The organism is Citrobacter sp. RHBSTW-00986, assembly GCF_013783065.1.
In the GTDB taxonomy this organism is placed as follows: domain Bacteria; phylum Pseudomonadota; class Gammaproteobacteria; order Enterobacterales; family Enterobacteriaceae; genus Citrobacter; species Citrobacter braakii.
This window is the reverse complement of record NZ_CP056200.1, coordinates 2,414,159-2,430,906: the sequence shown is the minus strand read 5'-3', so window position 1 is coordinate 2,430,906 and position 16,748 is coordinate 2,414,159. Positions and strand designations below refer to the sequence as shown.

The following is a 16,748-nucleotide window of genomic DNA, read 5'->3' as shown; positions in this document are numbered from 1 at the left end:
GATGCTCGGCCGGCAGTTTTCCCTCGTAACACAATGAAGGGTAAGGCTGTTTTCGCCGCAGCAGGTGCGGCAAAAAGGATGTTGTATTTTTGTCAGGTCAACAGGAATCGTAATGAACACAAACAACACGCAAGCCGCGGAACAACATGCGGCGAAACGACGCTGGTTGAATGCTCACGAAGAGGGGTATCACAAAGCGATGGGCAATCGACAGGTACAAATGATCGCCATTGGCGGCGCAATTGGTACCGGGTTGTTTTTAGGGGCAGGCGCACGCCTGCAGATGGCCGGCCCGGCTTTGGCGCTGGTCTATCTGGTATGCGGTATTTTTTCGTTCTTTATACTGCGCGCGCTCGGCGAACTGGTTTTACATCGCCCTTCCAGCGGTAGCTTCGTTTCCTACGCCCGTGAATTTTTAGGTGAGAAAGCCGCCTATGTGGCTGGCTGGATGTACTTCATCAACTGGGCGATGACCGGCATTGTCGATATCACCGCGGTGGCGTTGTATATGCACTACTGGGGCGCATTTGGCGACGTGCCGCAGTGGGTGTTCGCCCTCGGCGCGCTGGCTATTGTCGGCACCATGAACATGATCGGCGTGAAGTGGTTCGCGGAGATGGAGTTTTGGTTTGCGCTGGTTAAGGTACTGGCAATTGTGATTTTCCTGGTGGTGGGTACCGTTTTTTTAGGTACCGGAAAGCCGCTGGATGGTAACGCCACGGGTTTTCACCTGATTACCGACAACGGCGGCTTCTTCCCGCATGGCCTGCTGCCTGCGCTGGTACTGGTACAGGGTGTTGTTTTCGCCTTTGCCTCTATTGAACTGGTGGGTACCGCAGCCGGTGAGTGCAAAGATCCGCAAACGATGGTGCCGAAAGCAATCAATAGCGTTATCTGGCGTATTGGTCTGTTCTATGTGGGTTCTGTCGTGCTGCTGGTTCTGCTACTGCCCTGGAACGCCTATCAGACGGGGCAAAGCCCGTTTGTGACCTTCTTTTCCAAACTGGGCGTGCCGTACATTGGCAGTATCATGAATATTGTGGTGCTCACCGCGGCGCTTTCCAGCCTTAACTCAGGGTTGTACTGCACCGGGCGTATTTTACGCTCCATGTCGATGGGCGGTTCGGCACCGAAATTCATGGCTAAAATGAGCCGTCAACAGGTGCCCTGGGCCGGGATCCTCGCCACGCTGGTCGTGTATGTCGTCGGGGTATTCCTGAACTATCTGGTGCCGTCACAGGTGTTTGAGATCGTGTTGAACTTCGCGTCACTGGGCATTATTGCGTTATGGGGATTTATCATGGTCTGTCAGATGCGTCTGCGCCGGGCCATAAAAGAAGGTAAAACGGCAGACGTCAGCTTTAAACTGCCGGGCGCACCGTTTACCTCGTGGTTAACGCTGCTGTTCCTGCTGAGCGTACTGGTATTGATGGCGTTTGACTATCCAAACGGCACCTATACCATCGCGTCATTACCGCTGATTGCCATCCTGCTGGTCGCGGGCTGGTTCGGCGTGCGTAAACGTGTTGCAGAGATCCACCGCACCGCGCCATAACGGCAGAAGGCCTGACAGGTTAATCCTTCAGGCCTTCTTTTTTAGTTCGCTTCAATCAACTGCGCTACGTCGTTGCTGTTAATTTCCCGCGCATTCCCATCCTGATCGGTATAACTGGTCATTCCCGTGTCTTTATCCAGTTTTGGCTTACCCTGGGTGGTGATGGTTTGTCCGCTTTTGGTCGTCATGACGTAATCGGTGGTGCATCCTGCCAATGTAAACAGCATTACGCCTGCACAAAGACAGATAAATGGCTTTTTCATGGTATTCCCGTGTTATTCAGTTAGCCGTTGAGGGCGTAGTGTAAGTCCCTGAAGTAGGTCAGGCTACTGGCGGGGTGTAACGAGGCGTATCGGGGGATTTAGAGAAGTGACAGGAGGGGTTTCCCCCTCCGGTTAATTACAGCGCAATACGAATAACATCGTCCGGCTGGGTGGCTTCCTGCTCGCGGGTGGACTTCTGTTTCACGCTCACGTACAGGGTTTTACCGTCGACGGAGAGCGCCAGGCTATTCGGGAATGTTGGGGTCTCGAACGTTTTAACGACTTTATAGCTTTTCGCGTCGATCACGCTCACTTTGCCGGCCTGACGATGGGTCACGTAGGCCTCGTTACGCGCCGGGTTAAACAGCACGGCCAGGGATTCCGGCGCGGCGACTTTTGCCAGGACGTTGCCATTACGGGTGTCGATTACCAGCACTTCCGCCGCTTTAGAGTCGGTGACAAAGGCGCGGTTGCCCGCCGTGTCCAGGCTCAGGTTGATGAAGAAATGCTCTTTTCCATCATCCAGCAGCTTTTTACGGCTGAGAATTTTGTTGGTGGTGGTATCGATGGTGATGAATTCACCGTCCGCATTGGCGGTGTACAGGCGTTTAGCCTTGCTGTCGACAGCCAGAGCGGTGCTCATTTTGCCGGTATTTTGAATGGTGTCCTTCAATTTAATGGCATCACCGTCCACCACCCAAATCACGCTCTCTTTACCAATACCGCTAATGTATACCGTGTTGGTGGCGTCATCGGCGACCAGCTCACGCGGCTGCAGCGGGCGAACGTCTTCAGAACGCTTACGCGCATCCAGCACCAGACGTCCTTTCACCGCGCCCGTTTTGGCATCCATTGCCGTCACCGCGCTGTTTACCGTGTTGCCGAACCACAGCGTTTGCGTGGCGTTGTTGATGGTGGCGCCAAACGGTTTGAGATCGTTATGAATAACCTGAGTCACTTCGAGGGTGACCGGGTCAAGACGGTAAACCACCCCGCCGGTATCCAGTTTGCGGCTCTGCGAAGTCGCCAGCCACAGCGCGTTCTCTTGCTGACTGTATGCCATTTCATAGGCGCCTTTACCCACGGCTTTGCGCAGCAGTTCTTCTGCAGCCTGCGTAGTAAAAGATGATGCAACGAGCAGTGAACCTAACAGTAAAGAACCACGCAGACGCGGCGAAAACAGATGACGTAAAGACATGACGACTCCCTTTGATAAATTCGTTTGTTACTGCTTCACATAGCTTCAATGAGCAAAATCATGGTTTTGCCTTTTTTAAGAATGAGAATAGTAATCATTATTCATCTCAAAGTGGAGCACTTCTTCACATATTGACTACAATCGTTGTCATTGCCCGAAAAATTAGCGCAATTCAGCAGCGCTAAAATTCATCTTTTATAAAAAATTCACGCGCTTATCGCTGGTGTTACGGCGTAAGCATCATTAACTGGCCTTGTTCATGACGATTTTTGCAGCCCGCTACACTGCACTTCCTGTTTCTTTACTGCCTGTCTTCCTCTCGCCTTATGCCGTGGCAGAAAGTGAGATAAACGATCAAACGTTGATCGTTAGCGCGTCACCACAGTCCGTTTCTGAACTGGACACCCCTGCCGCCGTCAGCGTCGTTGACGGAGAAGATATGCGTCTGGCAACGCCGCGAATTAATCTGTCTGAATCCCTGACCAGCGTCCCTGGGCTGCAGGTGCAAAATCGGCAGAACTACGCCCAGGATCTCCAGTTGTCGATTCGCGGATTTGGTTCGCGAACCACTTATGGCATCCGCGGCATTCGTTTGTATGTCGACGGGATCCCGGCAACCATGCCGGATGGGCAGGGTCAAACATCCAACATTGATATCAGCAGCGTACAAAATATTGAGGTTTTACGCGGCCCCTTCTCTGCTCTGTATGGCAATGCGTCTGGTGGAGTGATGAATGTCAGTACTGAAACGGGACATGAGCCGCCAACCATTGAAGCCAGCAGTTATTACGGCAGTTTTGGCAGTTGGCGCTACGGGTTAAAAGCAACGGGCGCACTGGGCGATGGCACACAGCGAGGGGATGTGGATTACACCGTTTCAACAACCCGGTTTACTACCCATGGTTATCGCGATCGCAGCAGCGCCCAAAAAAATCTGGCCAATGCCAAACTGGGCGTGCGCATGGACGATACGAGCAAACTAACCCTGATTTTCAATAGTGTAGAGAGTAAAGCTGACGATCCTGGTGGTCTTACCGAGTCGGAGTGGCAGGCCAATCCGCAGCAATCTCCCCGCGCTGAGCAATACAACACGCGAAAAACCATCAAGCAGACCCAAGCAGGATTGCGCTATGAACGCCAGCTTAGCGCGAAGGATGATATCAGCATCATGACTTATGCGGGCGAGCGTGAAACCACTCAGTATCAGTCAATCCCGATGGCCCCGCAGTTAAAACCCTCTCATGCCGGAGGCGTTATTACCCTGCAACGTCATTATCAGGGGATAGACAACCGCTGGACTCACCGTGGCGAGCTGGGTATACCCGTGACCTTCACCACCGGTCTGAATTACGAAAACATGAGCGAAAACCGTAAAGGCTACAACAACTTTCGCCTTGATGATGGCGTGCCAGAATATGGTCAGAAAGGCGACTTACGACGTAACGAACGTAACCTGATGTGGAATGTCGATCCCTATCTGCAAACCCAGTGGCAATTAACGCAGAAACTCTCGCTGGATGCCGGGGTTCGCTACAGTTCGGTGTGGTTTGATTCTAACGATCGCTATATTACGCCTGGTAACGCAGATGACAGCGGTGACGCCAGCTATCACCAGTGGTTACCTGCTGGATCGTTAAAATACGCCATCACCGATGCCTGGAACGTCTACCTGGCCGCGGGACGTGGGTTCGAAACGCCCACCATCAACGAGTTGTCTTACCGCTCCGACGGCCAAAGTGGGATGAATTTTGACCTACAGCCTTCCACAAACGATACCGTGGAAATCGGCAGTAAAACGCGTATCGGCGATGGGCTGTTTACCGCAGCGCTATTCCAGACCGATACCGATGACGAGATCGTGGTTGACAGCAGTAGCGGCGGGCGGACAACCTACAAAAATGCTGGAAAAACCCGCCGTCAGGGAGGTGAGTTATCCTGGGACCAACGCTTTGCCGCAAGCTGGCGCGTAAAAGCTGCATGGACCTGGCTGGATGCGACCTACCGCAGCAACGTCTGTGGCGATCAAAACTGCAACGGCAACCGCCTGCCTGGCATTGCGCAAAACATGGGATTTGCTTCGCTGAGCTACGTGCCTGATGAAGGTTGGTATGCGGGAACTGATGTTCGTTATATGAGCAACATTATGGCAAATGATGAAAATACGGCGCAAGCCCCGTCCTATACCGTAGTGGGTTTAAATACCGGCTATAAATTTTATTACCGCAGTCTGATGATCGACCTGTTCGGTCGGGTGGATAATCTGTTTGATAAGTCCTACGTCGGTTCGGTGATAGTGAATGAGGCAAATGGTCGATATTACGAACCGGCGCCAGGACGAAACTATGGCGTAGGGATTAATCTGGCCTGGCGTTTTGAGTAACACTGGCGGGAATGACTCCCGCCATCCGTTTTACGCATCGTCTGCAAGACGAATCACCACTTTACCGAAGTTTTTGCCGGTCAGCAGGCCGATAAAGGTCTGCGGCGCATTTTCCAGACCGTCGGTGATTTGTTCGCGGTAATGGATTTTGCCCTCTTTAACCCAGCGCCCCATCTCCCGCTGAAACTCCTGAATGCGGTGACCATAATCCTGACCAATGATAAAGCCCTGCATCCGAATTCGCTTTTTCAGCAGCGTTGCCATCAGCAAAGGTAATCTATCGGGTCCGCCTGGAAGCGATGTGGCGTTGTAACCGCTGACCAGTCCGCACAGCGGAATGCGCGCAGAGGTATTGAGCAATGGCAAAACGGCGTCAAATACCTTGCCGCCGACGTTTTCGTAGTAAATATCGATCCCCTGCGGACAGGCTTTTGCCAGCTGTTGCGCAAAATCTTGTGCGTGGTGATCGAGGCAGACATCAAAGCCCAAGACCTCGGTGGCATGTCGGCATTTCTCTGCCCCGCCTGCAACCCCGATCACCCGGCAGCCTTTGAGCTTACCAATCTGCCCTACCGTTGCGCCAACCGGGCCGGTGGCGGCGGCCACAACCAGCGTTTCCCCCGCTTTTGGCTGACCGATATCCAGCAGCCCCATATAAGCAGTAAACCCTGGCATCCCCATCACTCCCAGCGCCCAGGAGGGATGTTCGGGATTATCGCCAAGTTTCACCAGCCCGTTACCGTCGGAGATGTCATAGTCCTGCCAGCCGCTGTAGCTCAGCACCCACTCGCCAGGCTGGTAATCAGGATGGTTGGAGGACACCACGCGACTCACGGTCCCGCCAACCATCACGCCGCCAATCTCTACCGGCGGGGAGTAAGACGGCTCATCGCTCATGCGTCCACGCATGTAGGGATCGAGGGAAAGAAAAATGGTGCGCAGCAAAACCTGGCCTTCACCCGGCGTTGCCACCTCATCGTCTTCAAGACGGAAGTTTTCCGGGACCGGCGCGCCATGCGGGCGGGAAGCCAGTACCCAGCGGCGATTGCGATTAGTCTGTTGACCCATGATGTGCTCCTCTGCTTTTAGCATGATTCCATCAATAGTAGCAGCCTGTGTCCGCCAGTTAGCTGACGACATGATTTAACCGCACAACCAGGTAAACGCAGGGTTGTGCGGTTTCATTAATAAACCGACAATCATTCGGCGGGCCAAGCTCCAGGCAATCGCCAGCCCGCATTTCATGACGCACGTCCCCTTCCACAAAGACCAATTCCCCCTGCTGTAGCCAGATAAGTTGTCTTGCCTGCACGTAGGAAGAGGCTGGCATCGGGATATCGCTTCCGGCGGGCAATTCTATCTGTACCAGATCAATAGGCAGATCGCTGCGCGGTGAAACGTGGCGGCGCAGATAGTGGCTTTGCGGGTCGTGCCAGACAGGCTGATCAGCGAAGCGCAGCAGCTTGCCCTCCTGCATTTCGGCCCGCGCCATCAGCATAGACATGCTGATACTAAAGGCACCGGAGAGCCTGCCCAGCAGCGTGGCCGTAGGGCTGCTCTCACCGCGCTCTATTTTATGGATCATCGCCCGCGACACGCCTGCGCGTTCAGCGAGTTCCGTCAGAGACCAGCCGCGAGACTCCCGCTCAATGCGAATTCTTGCACCGATCCGTTGATTTATGCTGTCTTCAATAGTATTCATATTGTAATACTATAGTGAACAACCCCTGAGGTTCAACATGTCCATTCGATTTGCCAGCAAAGAAGATTGTGCCGCCATTGCAGAAATCTACAACCACGCGGTACTGCATACGGCGGCTATCTGGAACGATCAAACGGTCGATGCCGAAAACCGTATCTCATGGTATCAAGCCCGCCAGTTGATGGGCTATCCGGTGCTGGTGAGTGAAGAGAATGGCGTGATTACAGGGTACGCCTCCTTTGGCGACTGGCGTAACTTTGATGGATTCCGTCATACCGTTGAACATTCGGTATATGTCCATCCTGCTCATCAGGGTAAAGGCCTGGGACGAGCGCTGCTCAGCAGGTTAATAGAAGAAGCCCGCGCGTGCGGCAAGCATGTGATGGTTGCGGGCATTGAGTCTCAGAATCAGGCGTCGCTGCATCTGCACAGTACGCTGGGTTTTAAAACCACCGCGCAAATGCCACAGGTTGGCACGAAATTTGGGCGCTGGCTGGATCTGACTTTTATGCAGTTGCAGTTAGACGATCGCCGCGAACCGGATGCCAGCAGATGAACCAGACGCTAACCCTCTCCTTTCTGATTGCCGCAGGTATTGGTCTGGTGGTGCAAAATACCTTGATGGTACGCATCACGCAGACGTCCTCGACGATCCTCATCGCCATGTTACTTAACTCTCTGGTCGGGATCGTGCTGTTTGTCAGCATACTGTGGTTTAAGCAAGGTATGGCGGGGTTTGGGGAACTGGTTTCCAGCGTGCGCTGGTGGACGCTAATCCCTGGCTTGCTGGGATCGTTCTTTGTTTTTGCCAGCATCAGTGGATACCAAAATGTGGGCGCTGCAACCACTATCGCGGTGCTGGTGGCCAGCCAGTTAATCGGCGGACTGGTGCTGGATATTCTGCGCAGTCATGGCGTACCGCTGCGGGCGTTGGTGGGGCCGGTCTGCGGCGCGGTGCTGCTGGTTGTTGGGGCCTGGCTGGTGGCGAGACGTTCGTTTTAATTGCGCTTATCCGGCCTGAACATGCAGGCCGGATAAGGTGTTACCTCGCCATCTGGCCACAATGAATTACAGGATTGTGCCGCCTTTGGTCAACTGTTCGCGACGGGTTTCCATATCCTCTTTATGCTGACGGCCATGATGTGCGATAGCCGTACGCAAACGCTGTTGCTGGGTGTAACGTTCTTCCCGGCTCAGCACGACATCATCGCTGAGTTCAATCAGCAATTCATTCATATGCGTAATGACGCTCTCTTCAATGGTGGCATCAACACGTGCGCTGACCTCATCCAGATGCGACATAACCTCTCCTTAACTCATTAATTTAATTTTGCTTTTGAAAAATCGCTGCCCATCAGGCTAACGCTGTATCCGCTGACGTTGCTGCGCGTCGCGTAAAACGTTTTCCCGTTTGCCAACGCAATCCACGGAGCCTGCTGGTAGAAAATTTCTTGCGACTGCTGGTAAAGCGCGGCGCGTTCTTCCGGTTTACTCACCAGTTTCGCCTTTTGAACCAGCGAATTATACTCTTTATCGCACCAGCGCGCGGCGTTAGATCCGGTTTTAATGCTGTCACAGCCCAGCAGTACATCGGCGAAGTTGTCCGGATCGCCGTTGTCTGACATCCAACCGAACAACGCGGTGTCATGCTCACCTTTACGCATTCCGGAGAGATATTCGCCCCACTCGTACGACACAATTTTCGCCTTCACGCCAACCTTCGCCCAGTCGCTTTGGATCATCTCGGCAATCCGTCGGGAGTTCGGGTTGTATGGGCGCTGAACCGGCATTGACCACAGCGTCGCTTCAAAGCCGTTTTCAAGTCCCGCCTGTTTCAGCAGATCTTTCGCTTTTTGCGGGTCGTAAGCGTAATCCTGCAAATCTTTATTGAAACCCAGCATATTCGGCGGAATTGGCGATTTTGCCACCGTACCGGAACCTAAAAAGACGGCGTTAATAATGGCCTTTTTGTCTGTCGCGTAGTTAAGCGCCTGACGCACCAGCACGTTATCAAACGGTTTTTTCTCGGTATTAAACGCCAGATACCCGACGTTCAGCGCTTCAACCGAATGCAGCGTCAAATCTTTATTCTTCTTAATCTCGTCAAACTGTACGGGCGCAGGTGCCGGAATTATCTGGCATTCATTGGTTTGCAGTTTCGCCAATCGGGTCTGAACGTTTGGCGTGATTGAGAAGATCAGGTGCTTCGTGGGGACGGCGCCGTCCCAGTAGTTCGGGTTGGCGAGATAGCGGATTTGCGAATCCTGCTTGTACTGCTGCAACACGTATGGCCCGGTGCCAATTGGCCAGTTATCGACGTTTTCCGGAGTGCCTTTTTTCAGCATCACGTCGGCATATTCCGCAGAGAGGATGGAGGCAAAATCCATTCCCCAGTCGGCAAGAAACGCGGCATTAGGTTCATTAAGGATAAACTGAACGTGATAATCATCGACCTTCTTCACTTCTTTAATCAGTTTATCCAGACCGACATCGTTGAAGTATTCGTAGCTTCCCTGAGAAATTTTGTGGTACGGATGATCGGCATCTTTCTGTCGTAATACCGAGAAAACCACGTCATCAGCGTTGAAGTCACGGGTTGGTTTGAAGAATTTATTACTGTTGAATTTCACGCCCTGACGCAGGGTAAAAGTGTAGGTCTTACCGTCCGGCGAAATCGTCCAGTCCGTTGCCAGAGACGGAACTGGCGTATTTTTTACCGGATCAAAGTTGATGAGTCGGTTGTAGAGCACCTGTGAGCTGGCCACAAACGATGGACCGGAACTGGCGATTTGCGGGTTAAATGACTCTGGCGACGCTTCTGAGCAGTAAATGAGAGTGTCGGTATTGGCCGCGAACGCCGCGCCTGATGGTAAGACGGCGCTGAGCGCCAGCGCGAGTAACGTTTTCCTTGCAATCATGGTTATAAGCCTTCTTATTTTATTATTAACCGAGATATCAGAGCATAGCTGACAAAAACTGACCAATAACAAATCACTATCAGGTTATTCTAATTCGGTGTATTTCGCTGAATAATTCATCACCCTAAGCGAATTAATTTCCCTTAAGTCTTTTTCAAAACGTCAAGATTTTTCCCGGCACTCTATGCCATGAAAATTCGCCCCTTTTTGCCTCTCTTCCACCGTTTGCTCGTTTTTATAAAACGTAAAGTAGATACGTGAAGAAGTCTAAGGGGTAACAACGTGGCAAAAACTCTCTTGCGCAGCGGCAATTTGGATGACTATCAGGCCGTGGGCGGCGGTGGTCAGGCCGTGTTTGATTCAGCATTGCAAATTCGTGAAACGCTTCGCCTGCGTAAACAGCAGGCGATGGTGGATTGTCTGGCGATCCCACAAATTAACGACAACGGCGATCGCGTTGACTGGTATTCGCCGATTGAAGGGAAAGCTGTTGCATGGAAAGCCGCTGATGAAGAGGCCCGTTTTCGTGCGCTGCGCTATCTGGGGAGCACGCTGGAAAATGCGGCGGCGCTGAGCCGTAAAAGTCTGCAATCGGGTAAAACCTCCCTGCAACTGTTTGGCTCCCTGCTGGAAAAAGCCATCCAGTTTCCTGGTGAGAATCACGTGTTTCTGGTTGAAGGTAAACCCGTTATTACGTTCTGGGGTTTCGTCAATCTGAATGAAAATCCTCGCGACGATGTGCTCGATTGCCTGCGCCTTGCCGATATTCCTCCGGTCGTCACCGTAGCGGAGCCTGAGCCGGAAGAAGAAATCACTGCCCAAATCACCTTCGTCGAGGCCGAGGCGCCTTTGTTGACTCCAGTCGTTGAGCTACCTAAACCGGCTGAACCTGAACCACAACCCCCGGTCGTTGTTAACGAACCGGAAGTCTCGCCGCCGCTCGCACAGAAGAAACCCGCACGCCGCCTGCCGTTGTGGAGCCTGCCCGTTGCCGCGGTGATCATTGCAGCCATGGTTGGGCCGCTGCTGTGGAAGCAACAGCCCACCCCGCCCGTACCCGCTGTTCCCCCTGCAGACGTCGCTAAGTCAGATATAGCACCGCTGCCAGAACTGACATCTGCACTGCCGCTGCATCGGGCTGAAGTGGTTCCGGTCGCCAAAAAAGAAAAACCTGTCGAGGGACCGGTCGTGATCGCCGCGATTCCGAAAGATGCGCTGGTGATGGATGCCAACCAGATGAAGGCAGGAACGACGCGTTTTCTCAACGGTAACTGGCGCGTAATGGTTGATGTTAAAGATCCGGTTAGCGGTAAAGCGCCGTCGCTGCGCTATCAGATCCAGGCCAATAAAGGTACTGCGCGCGTGGTTCATGGCGACAATATTGTTTGTCGTGCCGAGATTTTCTCCGGTTTGCATCAGTCAGGTGAATTAATGATTAAGAGTCGCGGGAATGCCCGTTGTACGGACGGGTCACGTTATCCGATGCCGGAAATTACCTGCAAAGCGGGAACCAATGACGTCGCCGCCTGTACCGCACGTTATGACGATCACGCGGAAATCCCTCTGACGATCAAAAAGATAGGTGCCTGATTTTATGTTGGTGAATTTGTGTGACTACAAACAGAGCGTGACGCTCATCGCCAATAGCGGTGTGCAATTTCTGGATTTTGGCCTGACGCCGCAGGAATCTGCGCATCATGGCCGCTTTGTGCGCAAAACGGCAAACGGTCCCCTGCTGCGGCTGGATTTCGATCTGACAACCGGACGTTATACCTTACCAGGCAGCACCGGCGGTCAGCCCGAAGTGGTGAAGCCGGAAAGCACCCAGAAGCTGCATTATTCGCTGGACGTGCTCGACGGTGTCTGGCTGCCGCTGCCGTTCCTGCGCTTTAATCCGCCGCGTACGTTCGTTGAAGGCCCGGATAACTGGGCGCGCGTACAGGTGCGAAAGCTGGCGCAACCTGACAGCGCGGGCAACACCCACCGCGTCACCGTGGCGCTGGACAGCCAGCTCACTGAAAATGCCCCTGCGGCGTTAACCCCCAACGAAAATGACCTGCTGAACGGTACGCGATTTGCGCTGGCCTGGCATGACAACGAAATTGCCGATTTCCTCGACCAGACCTGGATTGACGGCTGGTTGCGCGAATCCTTTATGCATCATGTCACACAGCATGAGAACCGCTCAGAACAAGAGATCCAGCAGGCGCTGCGTAACTTTGAATATCAGGCGCACTGGCTGAATGTGCTGACCCTGTTAGGCGAGCAGCTTTCCGTTCCGGAAGTGAAACTGGTCACGCATACCCTCAGCACGCCCGCCATTCCCGTTGATCTTATCCTGGATATCGGTAACACCCATACCTGTGGCGTCCTGATTGAAGATCACGGGGATGCCAATGACGGACTGCGCCAGACAGCCGAATTGCAGGTGCGTTCGTTAAGCGAGCCACAGTTTCTCAACGATCCGTTGTTCACCAGCCGACTGGAGTTTTCCGAAGCGCGTTTTGGTAAGCAGCACTTTTCCGTGGAGAGCGGCCGTGATGATGCCTTTATCTGGCCGTCGATTGTACGCGTTGGCGATGAAGCCCGAAAGCTGGCGATGCAGCGCATGGGCACTGAAGGCAGCAGTGGGATCTCCAGCCCGCGCCGTTATCTGTGGGACGAAACGCCGGTGTTACATGACTGGCGCTTTAGCCAGATGAATGGCAAAACCCAGCGCGAACCACTGGCTACCGCCTTCCCGCTGATGAACCTGATGAACGATGACGGGCAACCGCTGTTCAGCCTGCCGCAGGATGATCGTCTACCGGTATTCTCACCGCAATACAGCCGCAGTACGCTGATGACGCATATGTTGTGCGAAATACTGGCCCAGGCGCTGGGGCAAATTAACAGCGTGGCGACGCGTTTGCGCCTCGGATTCCCGGCATCTCCTCGTCAGTTGCGTACGCTGATCCTGACCCTGCCGTCGGCGATGCCCAAACAGGAGCGTGAGATTTTCCGCCTGCGCATGTTTGAAGCTATTGCGTTGGTCTGGAAAGCGATGGGCTGGCACCCGCAGGATGAAGACTTCACCACCCGTAAACAGCAGGAAAAGAGCGTGGTTCCCGTACCTGAGATCCAGATGGAATGGGATGAGGCCAGCTGCGGGCAACTGGTGTGGCTGTATAACGAAGCTATCTCTCACTACGATGGTCACACCGAATCGTTCTTTAACGCCCTTGCCCGCCCGGACCGTCTGCCGGAGCCTGGTGAGACTAAAGGTCGTGCGCTGCGCGTGGCATCGATCGACATTGGCGGCGGAACAACGGATATGGCCGTCGTCCATTACCAGCTTGATGACGGCGTGGGTACAAACGTCAAAATTACCCCGCATCTGCTGTTCCGTGAAGGCTTTAAGGTTGCGGGCGATGATATGCTGCTGGACGTGATTCAGCGTTGCGTGTTGCCTGCGCTGCAAACCCGCCTGCAACAGGCTGGCGTGACCGACGCCGCCGCATTGCTGGCTACGCTATTTGGCGATTCCGGGCGCATCGACACCCAGGCGATTTTGCGTCAACAAACGGCGTTACAACTCTTTATGCCGCTCGGTCATGCGGTACTTTCAGCCTGGGAACAAAGTGATATTAACGATCCGGTAGCGGGTCTGCATGCCACCTTTGGCGAACTCCTGAGCCAGCAACCAACGCGCAACGTGCTGAATTACATCCAGCAGGCTATCGATCATGCGTTACCTGCGGGATCGCCAGCGTTTGATGTGCTGAGCGTGCCGTTACAGGTGCAGTTCAGGCAGTTACAAGAAGCGTTACTGGCGGGCCAGTTTACCCTGACCTCCCCACTGCACGCGGTCTGTGAGGCCATTTCACACTATCGCTGCGATATTTTATTAGTGACCGGCAGACCCGCCTGTTTACCTGGCGTACAGGCGTTGATCCGCCATCTGCAGCCCGTTCCGGTTAATCGTATGATCTGGATGGATAACTACCGCGTACATGAGTGGTATCCGTTCAGCCAACAAGGGCGGATTGGTAACCCCAAATCCACCGCAGCAGTTGGTGCCATGTTGTGTAGCCTGGCGCTGGATCTACGCTTGCCGCGATTCAACTTTAAAGCTGCCGATATCGGCGCTTACTCGACCGTACGTTATCTCGGCGTGTTGGATAATACGGTCAATACGCTGCGTGATGAGAACATCTGGTATCACGATATCGATCTGGATAAGCCCGGCGCGAAACTGGATGCCCGCCTGCACTTCCCATTGCGCGGCAACGTAACATTAGGTTTCCGTCAACTGGCCAACAGCCGTTGGCCTGCCACACCGCTGTATACGCTCAGCATAAATTCTGCCGAACTGGCAAAAACCATCGCCGGAGATGGTGTGTTGAATGCACGGCTGCAGCTACGCGGTGGTAGCAAAGAAAGCGGCCCGGAATTTTTCGTACTGAGCGATGCGTGGTTACAGGATGGCACTCCCGTTGCCGCCAATGCCTTAACGTTAAAACTGAATACGCTGGCAGACCGACGCCATAGCGGGAGCCATTACTGGATTGATAGCGGGAGCGTGTACCTGAAATGAGTAAGATGTTAAACACCGCGCAGGCCGCCATCGAGTGGGTAACTGATACCCGTCAGCGTGCGGCGCGTCTTGATGATGAAGCGGATGCCCTGTTGGCACAGCTCACCCTGGCCACCGTTAATGAGTCTGCATTGAAGACAACCTTTTCATCGCGAGGATGCGTTGGGCTTTACGGACATTCGCAATCGGCAAAAGCGCACCTGCTCACAGCATTGTGCAGCAACGCCAATGGCAAAGTGAATATCGTTACCCCGGATCGCAGCTTTGATTACTTTTCACATATTAATCCTGGTCATGCGCCAACCAATATGGCGATCCGCTTTACGCGTGATGAAAATCCGCTCGATGGTGAATGGCCGTTGCGCCTGCGGCTACTCAGTGAAGCCGAACTGGTACAGCTATTTATTACCCAGTTCTGTGCGCTTGCGGACAACCGCCAGGTCGAGAAATTGATTATTGAAGCGCGCCTGGAAAAATGGCAAACGTTGCGCCAGCGTCATCCGGTGCCGGGCATTACCGCGCATGATGTCGCGGCAATTGGTCGTTTCTGGCGCGCCTGCGTACCGGCCAGACAGCAGCAATTTGACGACGCGCTATGGCATCAGTTTGCCACGCTGCTACCCGCTCTGGATCTGACTACCCGGGCAAACGCCTGGGCGTTACTGTGGGGAGAACAACCAGAGTTGACGCAACAGTGGTTGGCGCTGGCGCATACGCTGCAACAAACCGGGAGCGCGCAAGAACTCGCGGCTCCGCTGAGCCTGCTGGTTGACCATTTTGGTTTACCTGCAGAGAGTTTCCTGACTCAGGTAGCATTGAACGGGAATGAGGCGCAAAGCGATGTGGTGGTTCATCCAATAGAAAATGATCAGTTGCTCAATGCGGTCAGCCTTTCTCAGGCTTCGCTGGCGCTGCTCACGCGCGAGCTGGTCCTGACGGTTGAAGACGCGGTACTGGAGAATGTCGATCTGCTGGATATTCCCCTCGCCCCGGATGTTCATCCCCATCCATTGTGGCAGGCCAAATTAGGCTGGATGCTGGAACATTATCGCCAGCATCTGCAACCGGATGTACTTTTAATCTGTAATGCGGTATCTACCCGCTCCCAGACGCCCGCCATCACCCGCAAACTACTGGGCTGGGTTAACGACACTCAGCCCGTACATGACGCCGCATTGCCGGGAGTGGTCTGGGCCATTACTCCGCAGGATGCGCGGTTTAGCACTCAGCAAAATCTTGATGAATCTGTGCAGCAATTAATGGGCAAGCCCGGACTGCACTGGGGCACGCTGCAGGCGCTGGATAAACACAGCTTACAACGCCTCGTCGAATGGCTGACTCAGGCAACCTCGCCCCAGCAACGCCAGGCGAGATTGACCTCCCTGCGTGAGCAGCACCAGCAGCGCGTACGCGAAACCCTGATCGGCTGGATTAATCCCGTTGAAACCGAATCGGGTAGCAATGAGTCGGTGATCCGCCAGCTCCAGGCCCAGGCGGCAAAGCATGGCGAACTCCTGGACGGTTTGCTCCCGCCGATGCGCCTATTTGAGTCGCTGCTGCGTGTTCAGCAGCCGCGCGAGGAACAGGTGAGCGGATTATTTAATGAAGAGATTGACCTGTTTGCCGAGGTGCGTGACACACCGCACTCGCCGGAAAGCAAAGAGGCCGGGTATCAGGCGCACAAAATGTGGGTTAACCACGTGCGCCAGTGGTGTCGCGATGAAAATAATGCGCGCCGTTTACGTCTCGAGCCGCGTACGCTAAGGCAGGTTGCTGATATCCTCGTTACCACCAGCTATCGGCTGGAGATGCCGCAACGCTTACAGCGCATTATGCAGCGAGAAAACGTCTGCGCCGCGCAGCTTCACGCCGATATTGGGGATTTTATTACCTGGCTTGGATTTGCCAGCGTGGCAGAGGAACAGCGTCCGGCCAGCAGGATCCAAAAAGGATCGGCTATTTTTAGTGCCCCGGCGCAACAGCCGATGTTACGGTTGACGAAACTGGATGAACAACCTTCGCATGGCGCAAGCCGTTACGTTTACGACTGGCTGGTTGCTTTGTATACCCGCGCCAATGAAAACGTGGGATATCAGCATCCGCAGGATGTTTGCGCAGCCGACAAAAAACGATTAGATGCCCTGCTTTCCTCCTGA

Annotated in this window: 13 protein-coding genes; 7 read left to right on the top strand and 6 right to left on the bottom strand. The window is 53.9% G+C overall.

Translation table 11 applies throughout. The features are described 5' to 3' along the window. The first annotated feature begins 112 nt into the window (after window positions 1–112). Window positions 113–1,555, top strand: coding sequence for an L-asparagine permease (gene ansP / locus HV345_RS11945; RefSeq protein WP_181636673.1), 1,443 nt, complete (start codon window positions 113–115; stop codon window positions 1,553–1,555). A 41-nt stretch (window positions 1,556–1,596) separates the two neighbouring features. Here ansP and HV345_RS11940 read toward each other — a convergent pair whose 3' ends face one another. After that, window positions 1,597–1,818: a YgdI/YgdR family lipoprotein gene (locus HV345_RS11940; RefSeq protein WP_003020157.1), complete on the bottom strand. Its 222-nt coding sequence runs from the start codon at window positions 1,816–1,818 to the stop codon at window positions 1,597–1,599. A gap of 136 nt (window positions 1,819–1,954) precedes the next feature. Then, a complete protein-coding gene (locus HV345_RS11935; RefSeq protein ID WP_181636672.1) occupies window positions 1,955–3,016 on the bottom strand; it encodes a YncE family protein in 1,062 nt (353 codons plus the stop codon). A gap of 259 nt (window positions 3,017–3,275) precedes the next feature. Between HV345_RS11935 and pqqU the strand changes: the two genes are divergently transcribed. Next, window positions 3,276–5,396: a TonB-dependent receptor PqqU gene (pqqU, locus tag HV345_RS11930; protein WP_181636671.1), complete on the top strand. Its 2,121-nt coding sequence runs from the start codon at window positions 3,276–3,278 to the stop codon at window positions 5,394–5,396. Between the two features lie 30 nt (window positions 5,397–5,426). Here pqqU and HV345_RS11925 read toward each other — a convergent pair whose 3' ends face one another. Next, window positions 5,427–6,464, bottom strand: a complete 1,038-nt coding sequence (locus HV345_RS11925; RefSeq protein WP_016156570.1) for an NADP-dependent oxidoreductase — start codon at window positions 6,462–6,464, stop codon at window positions 5,427–5,429. A gap of 58 nt (window positions 6,465–6,522) precedes the next feature. After that, complete coding sequence (locus HV345_RS11920) at window positions 6,523–7,098, bottom strand: XRE family transcriptional regulator (protein ID WP_181636669.1); 576 nt, start codon at window positions 7,096–7,098, stop codon at window positions 6,523–6,525. Window positions 7,099–7,135: 37 nt separating this feature from the next. Between HV345_RS11920 and mddA the strand changes: the two genes are divergently transcribed. Both mddA and HV345_RS11910 read left to right on the top strand, forming a co-directional pair. Continuing rightward, entirely contained in the window at window positions 7,136–7,654 is a 519-nt protein-coding gene (gene mddA, locus HV345_RS11915; RefSeq protein WP_016156571.1) for an L-methionine sulfoximine/L-methionine sulfone acetyltransferase, read from the top strand. Then, the gene (locus HV345_RS11910; protein WP_016156572.1) at window positions 7,651–8,100 is read left to right on the top strand and encodes a DMT family transporter; all 450 of its coding nucleotides are present in this window, start codon (window positions 7,651–7,653) and stop codon (window positions 8,098–8,100) included. Before mddA ends, HV345_RS11910 begins: the two co-directional genes overlap by 4 nt. Before the next feature lie 66 nt (window positions 8,101–8,166). Here HV345_RS11910 and HV345_RS11905 read toward each other — a convergent pair whose 3' ends face one another. Together HV345_RS11905 and HV345_RS11900 are read right to left on the bottom strand one after the other, a co-directional pair. After that, window positions 8,167–8,400, bottom strand: coding sequence for a YdcY family protein (locus HV345_RS11905; RefSeq protein WP_046275594.1), 234 nt, complete (start codon window positions 8,398–8,400; stop codon window positions 8,167–8,169). Window positions 8,401–8,417: 17 nt separating this feature from the next. Then, a complete protein-coding gene (locus HV345_RS11900; protein ID WP_016156573.1) occupies window positions 8,418–10,016 on the bottom strand; it encodes an ABC transporter substrate-binding protein in 1,599 nt (532 codons plus the stop codon). Between the two features lie 282 nt (window positions 10,017–10,298). Between HV345_RS11900 and HV345_RS11895 the strand changes: the two genes are divergently transcribed. Genes HV345_RS11895 through HV345_RS11885 form a run of 3 tightly spaced genes read left to right on the top strand, consistent with a single transcriptional unit; the run spans window position 10,299 to window position 16,748 of the window. After that, window positions 10,299–11,606, top strand: coding sequence for an SrfA family protein (locus tag HV345_RS11895; protein WP_103928220.1), 1,308 nt, complete (start codon window positions 10,299–10,301; stop codon window positions 11,604–11,606). A 4-nt stretch (window positions 11,607–11,610) separates the two neighbouring features. Then, complete coding sequence (locus HV345_RS11890) at window positions 11,611–14,592, top strand: virulence factor SrfB (protein WP_181636668.1); 2,982 nt, start codon at window positions 11,611–11,613, stop codon at window positions 14,590–14,592. Then, a complete protein-coding gene (locus HV345_RS11885; RefSeq protein ID WP_181636667.1) occupies window positions 14,589–16,748 on the top strand; it encodes a virulence factor SrfC family protein in 2,160 nt (719 codons plus the stop codon). The genes HV345_RS11890 and HV345_RS11885 overlap by 4 nt, the downstream gene beginning before the upstream one ends.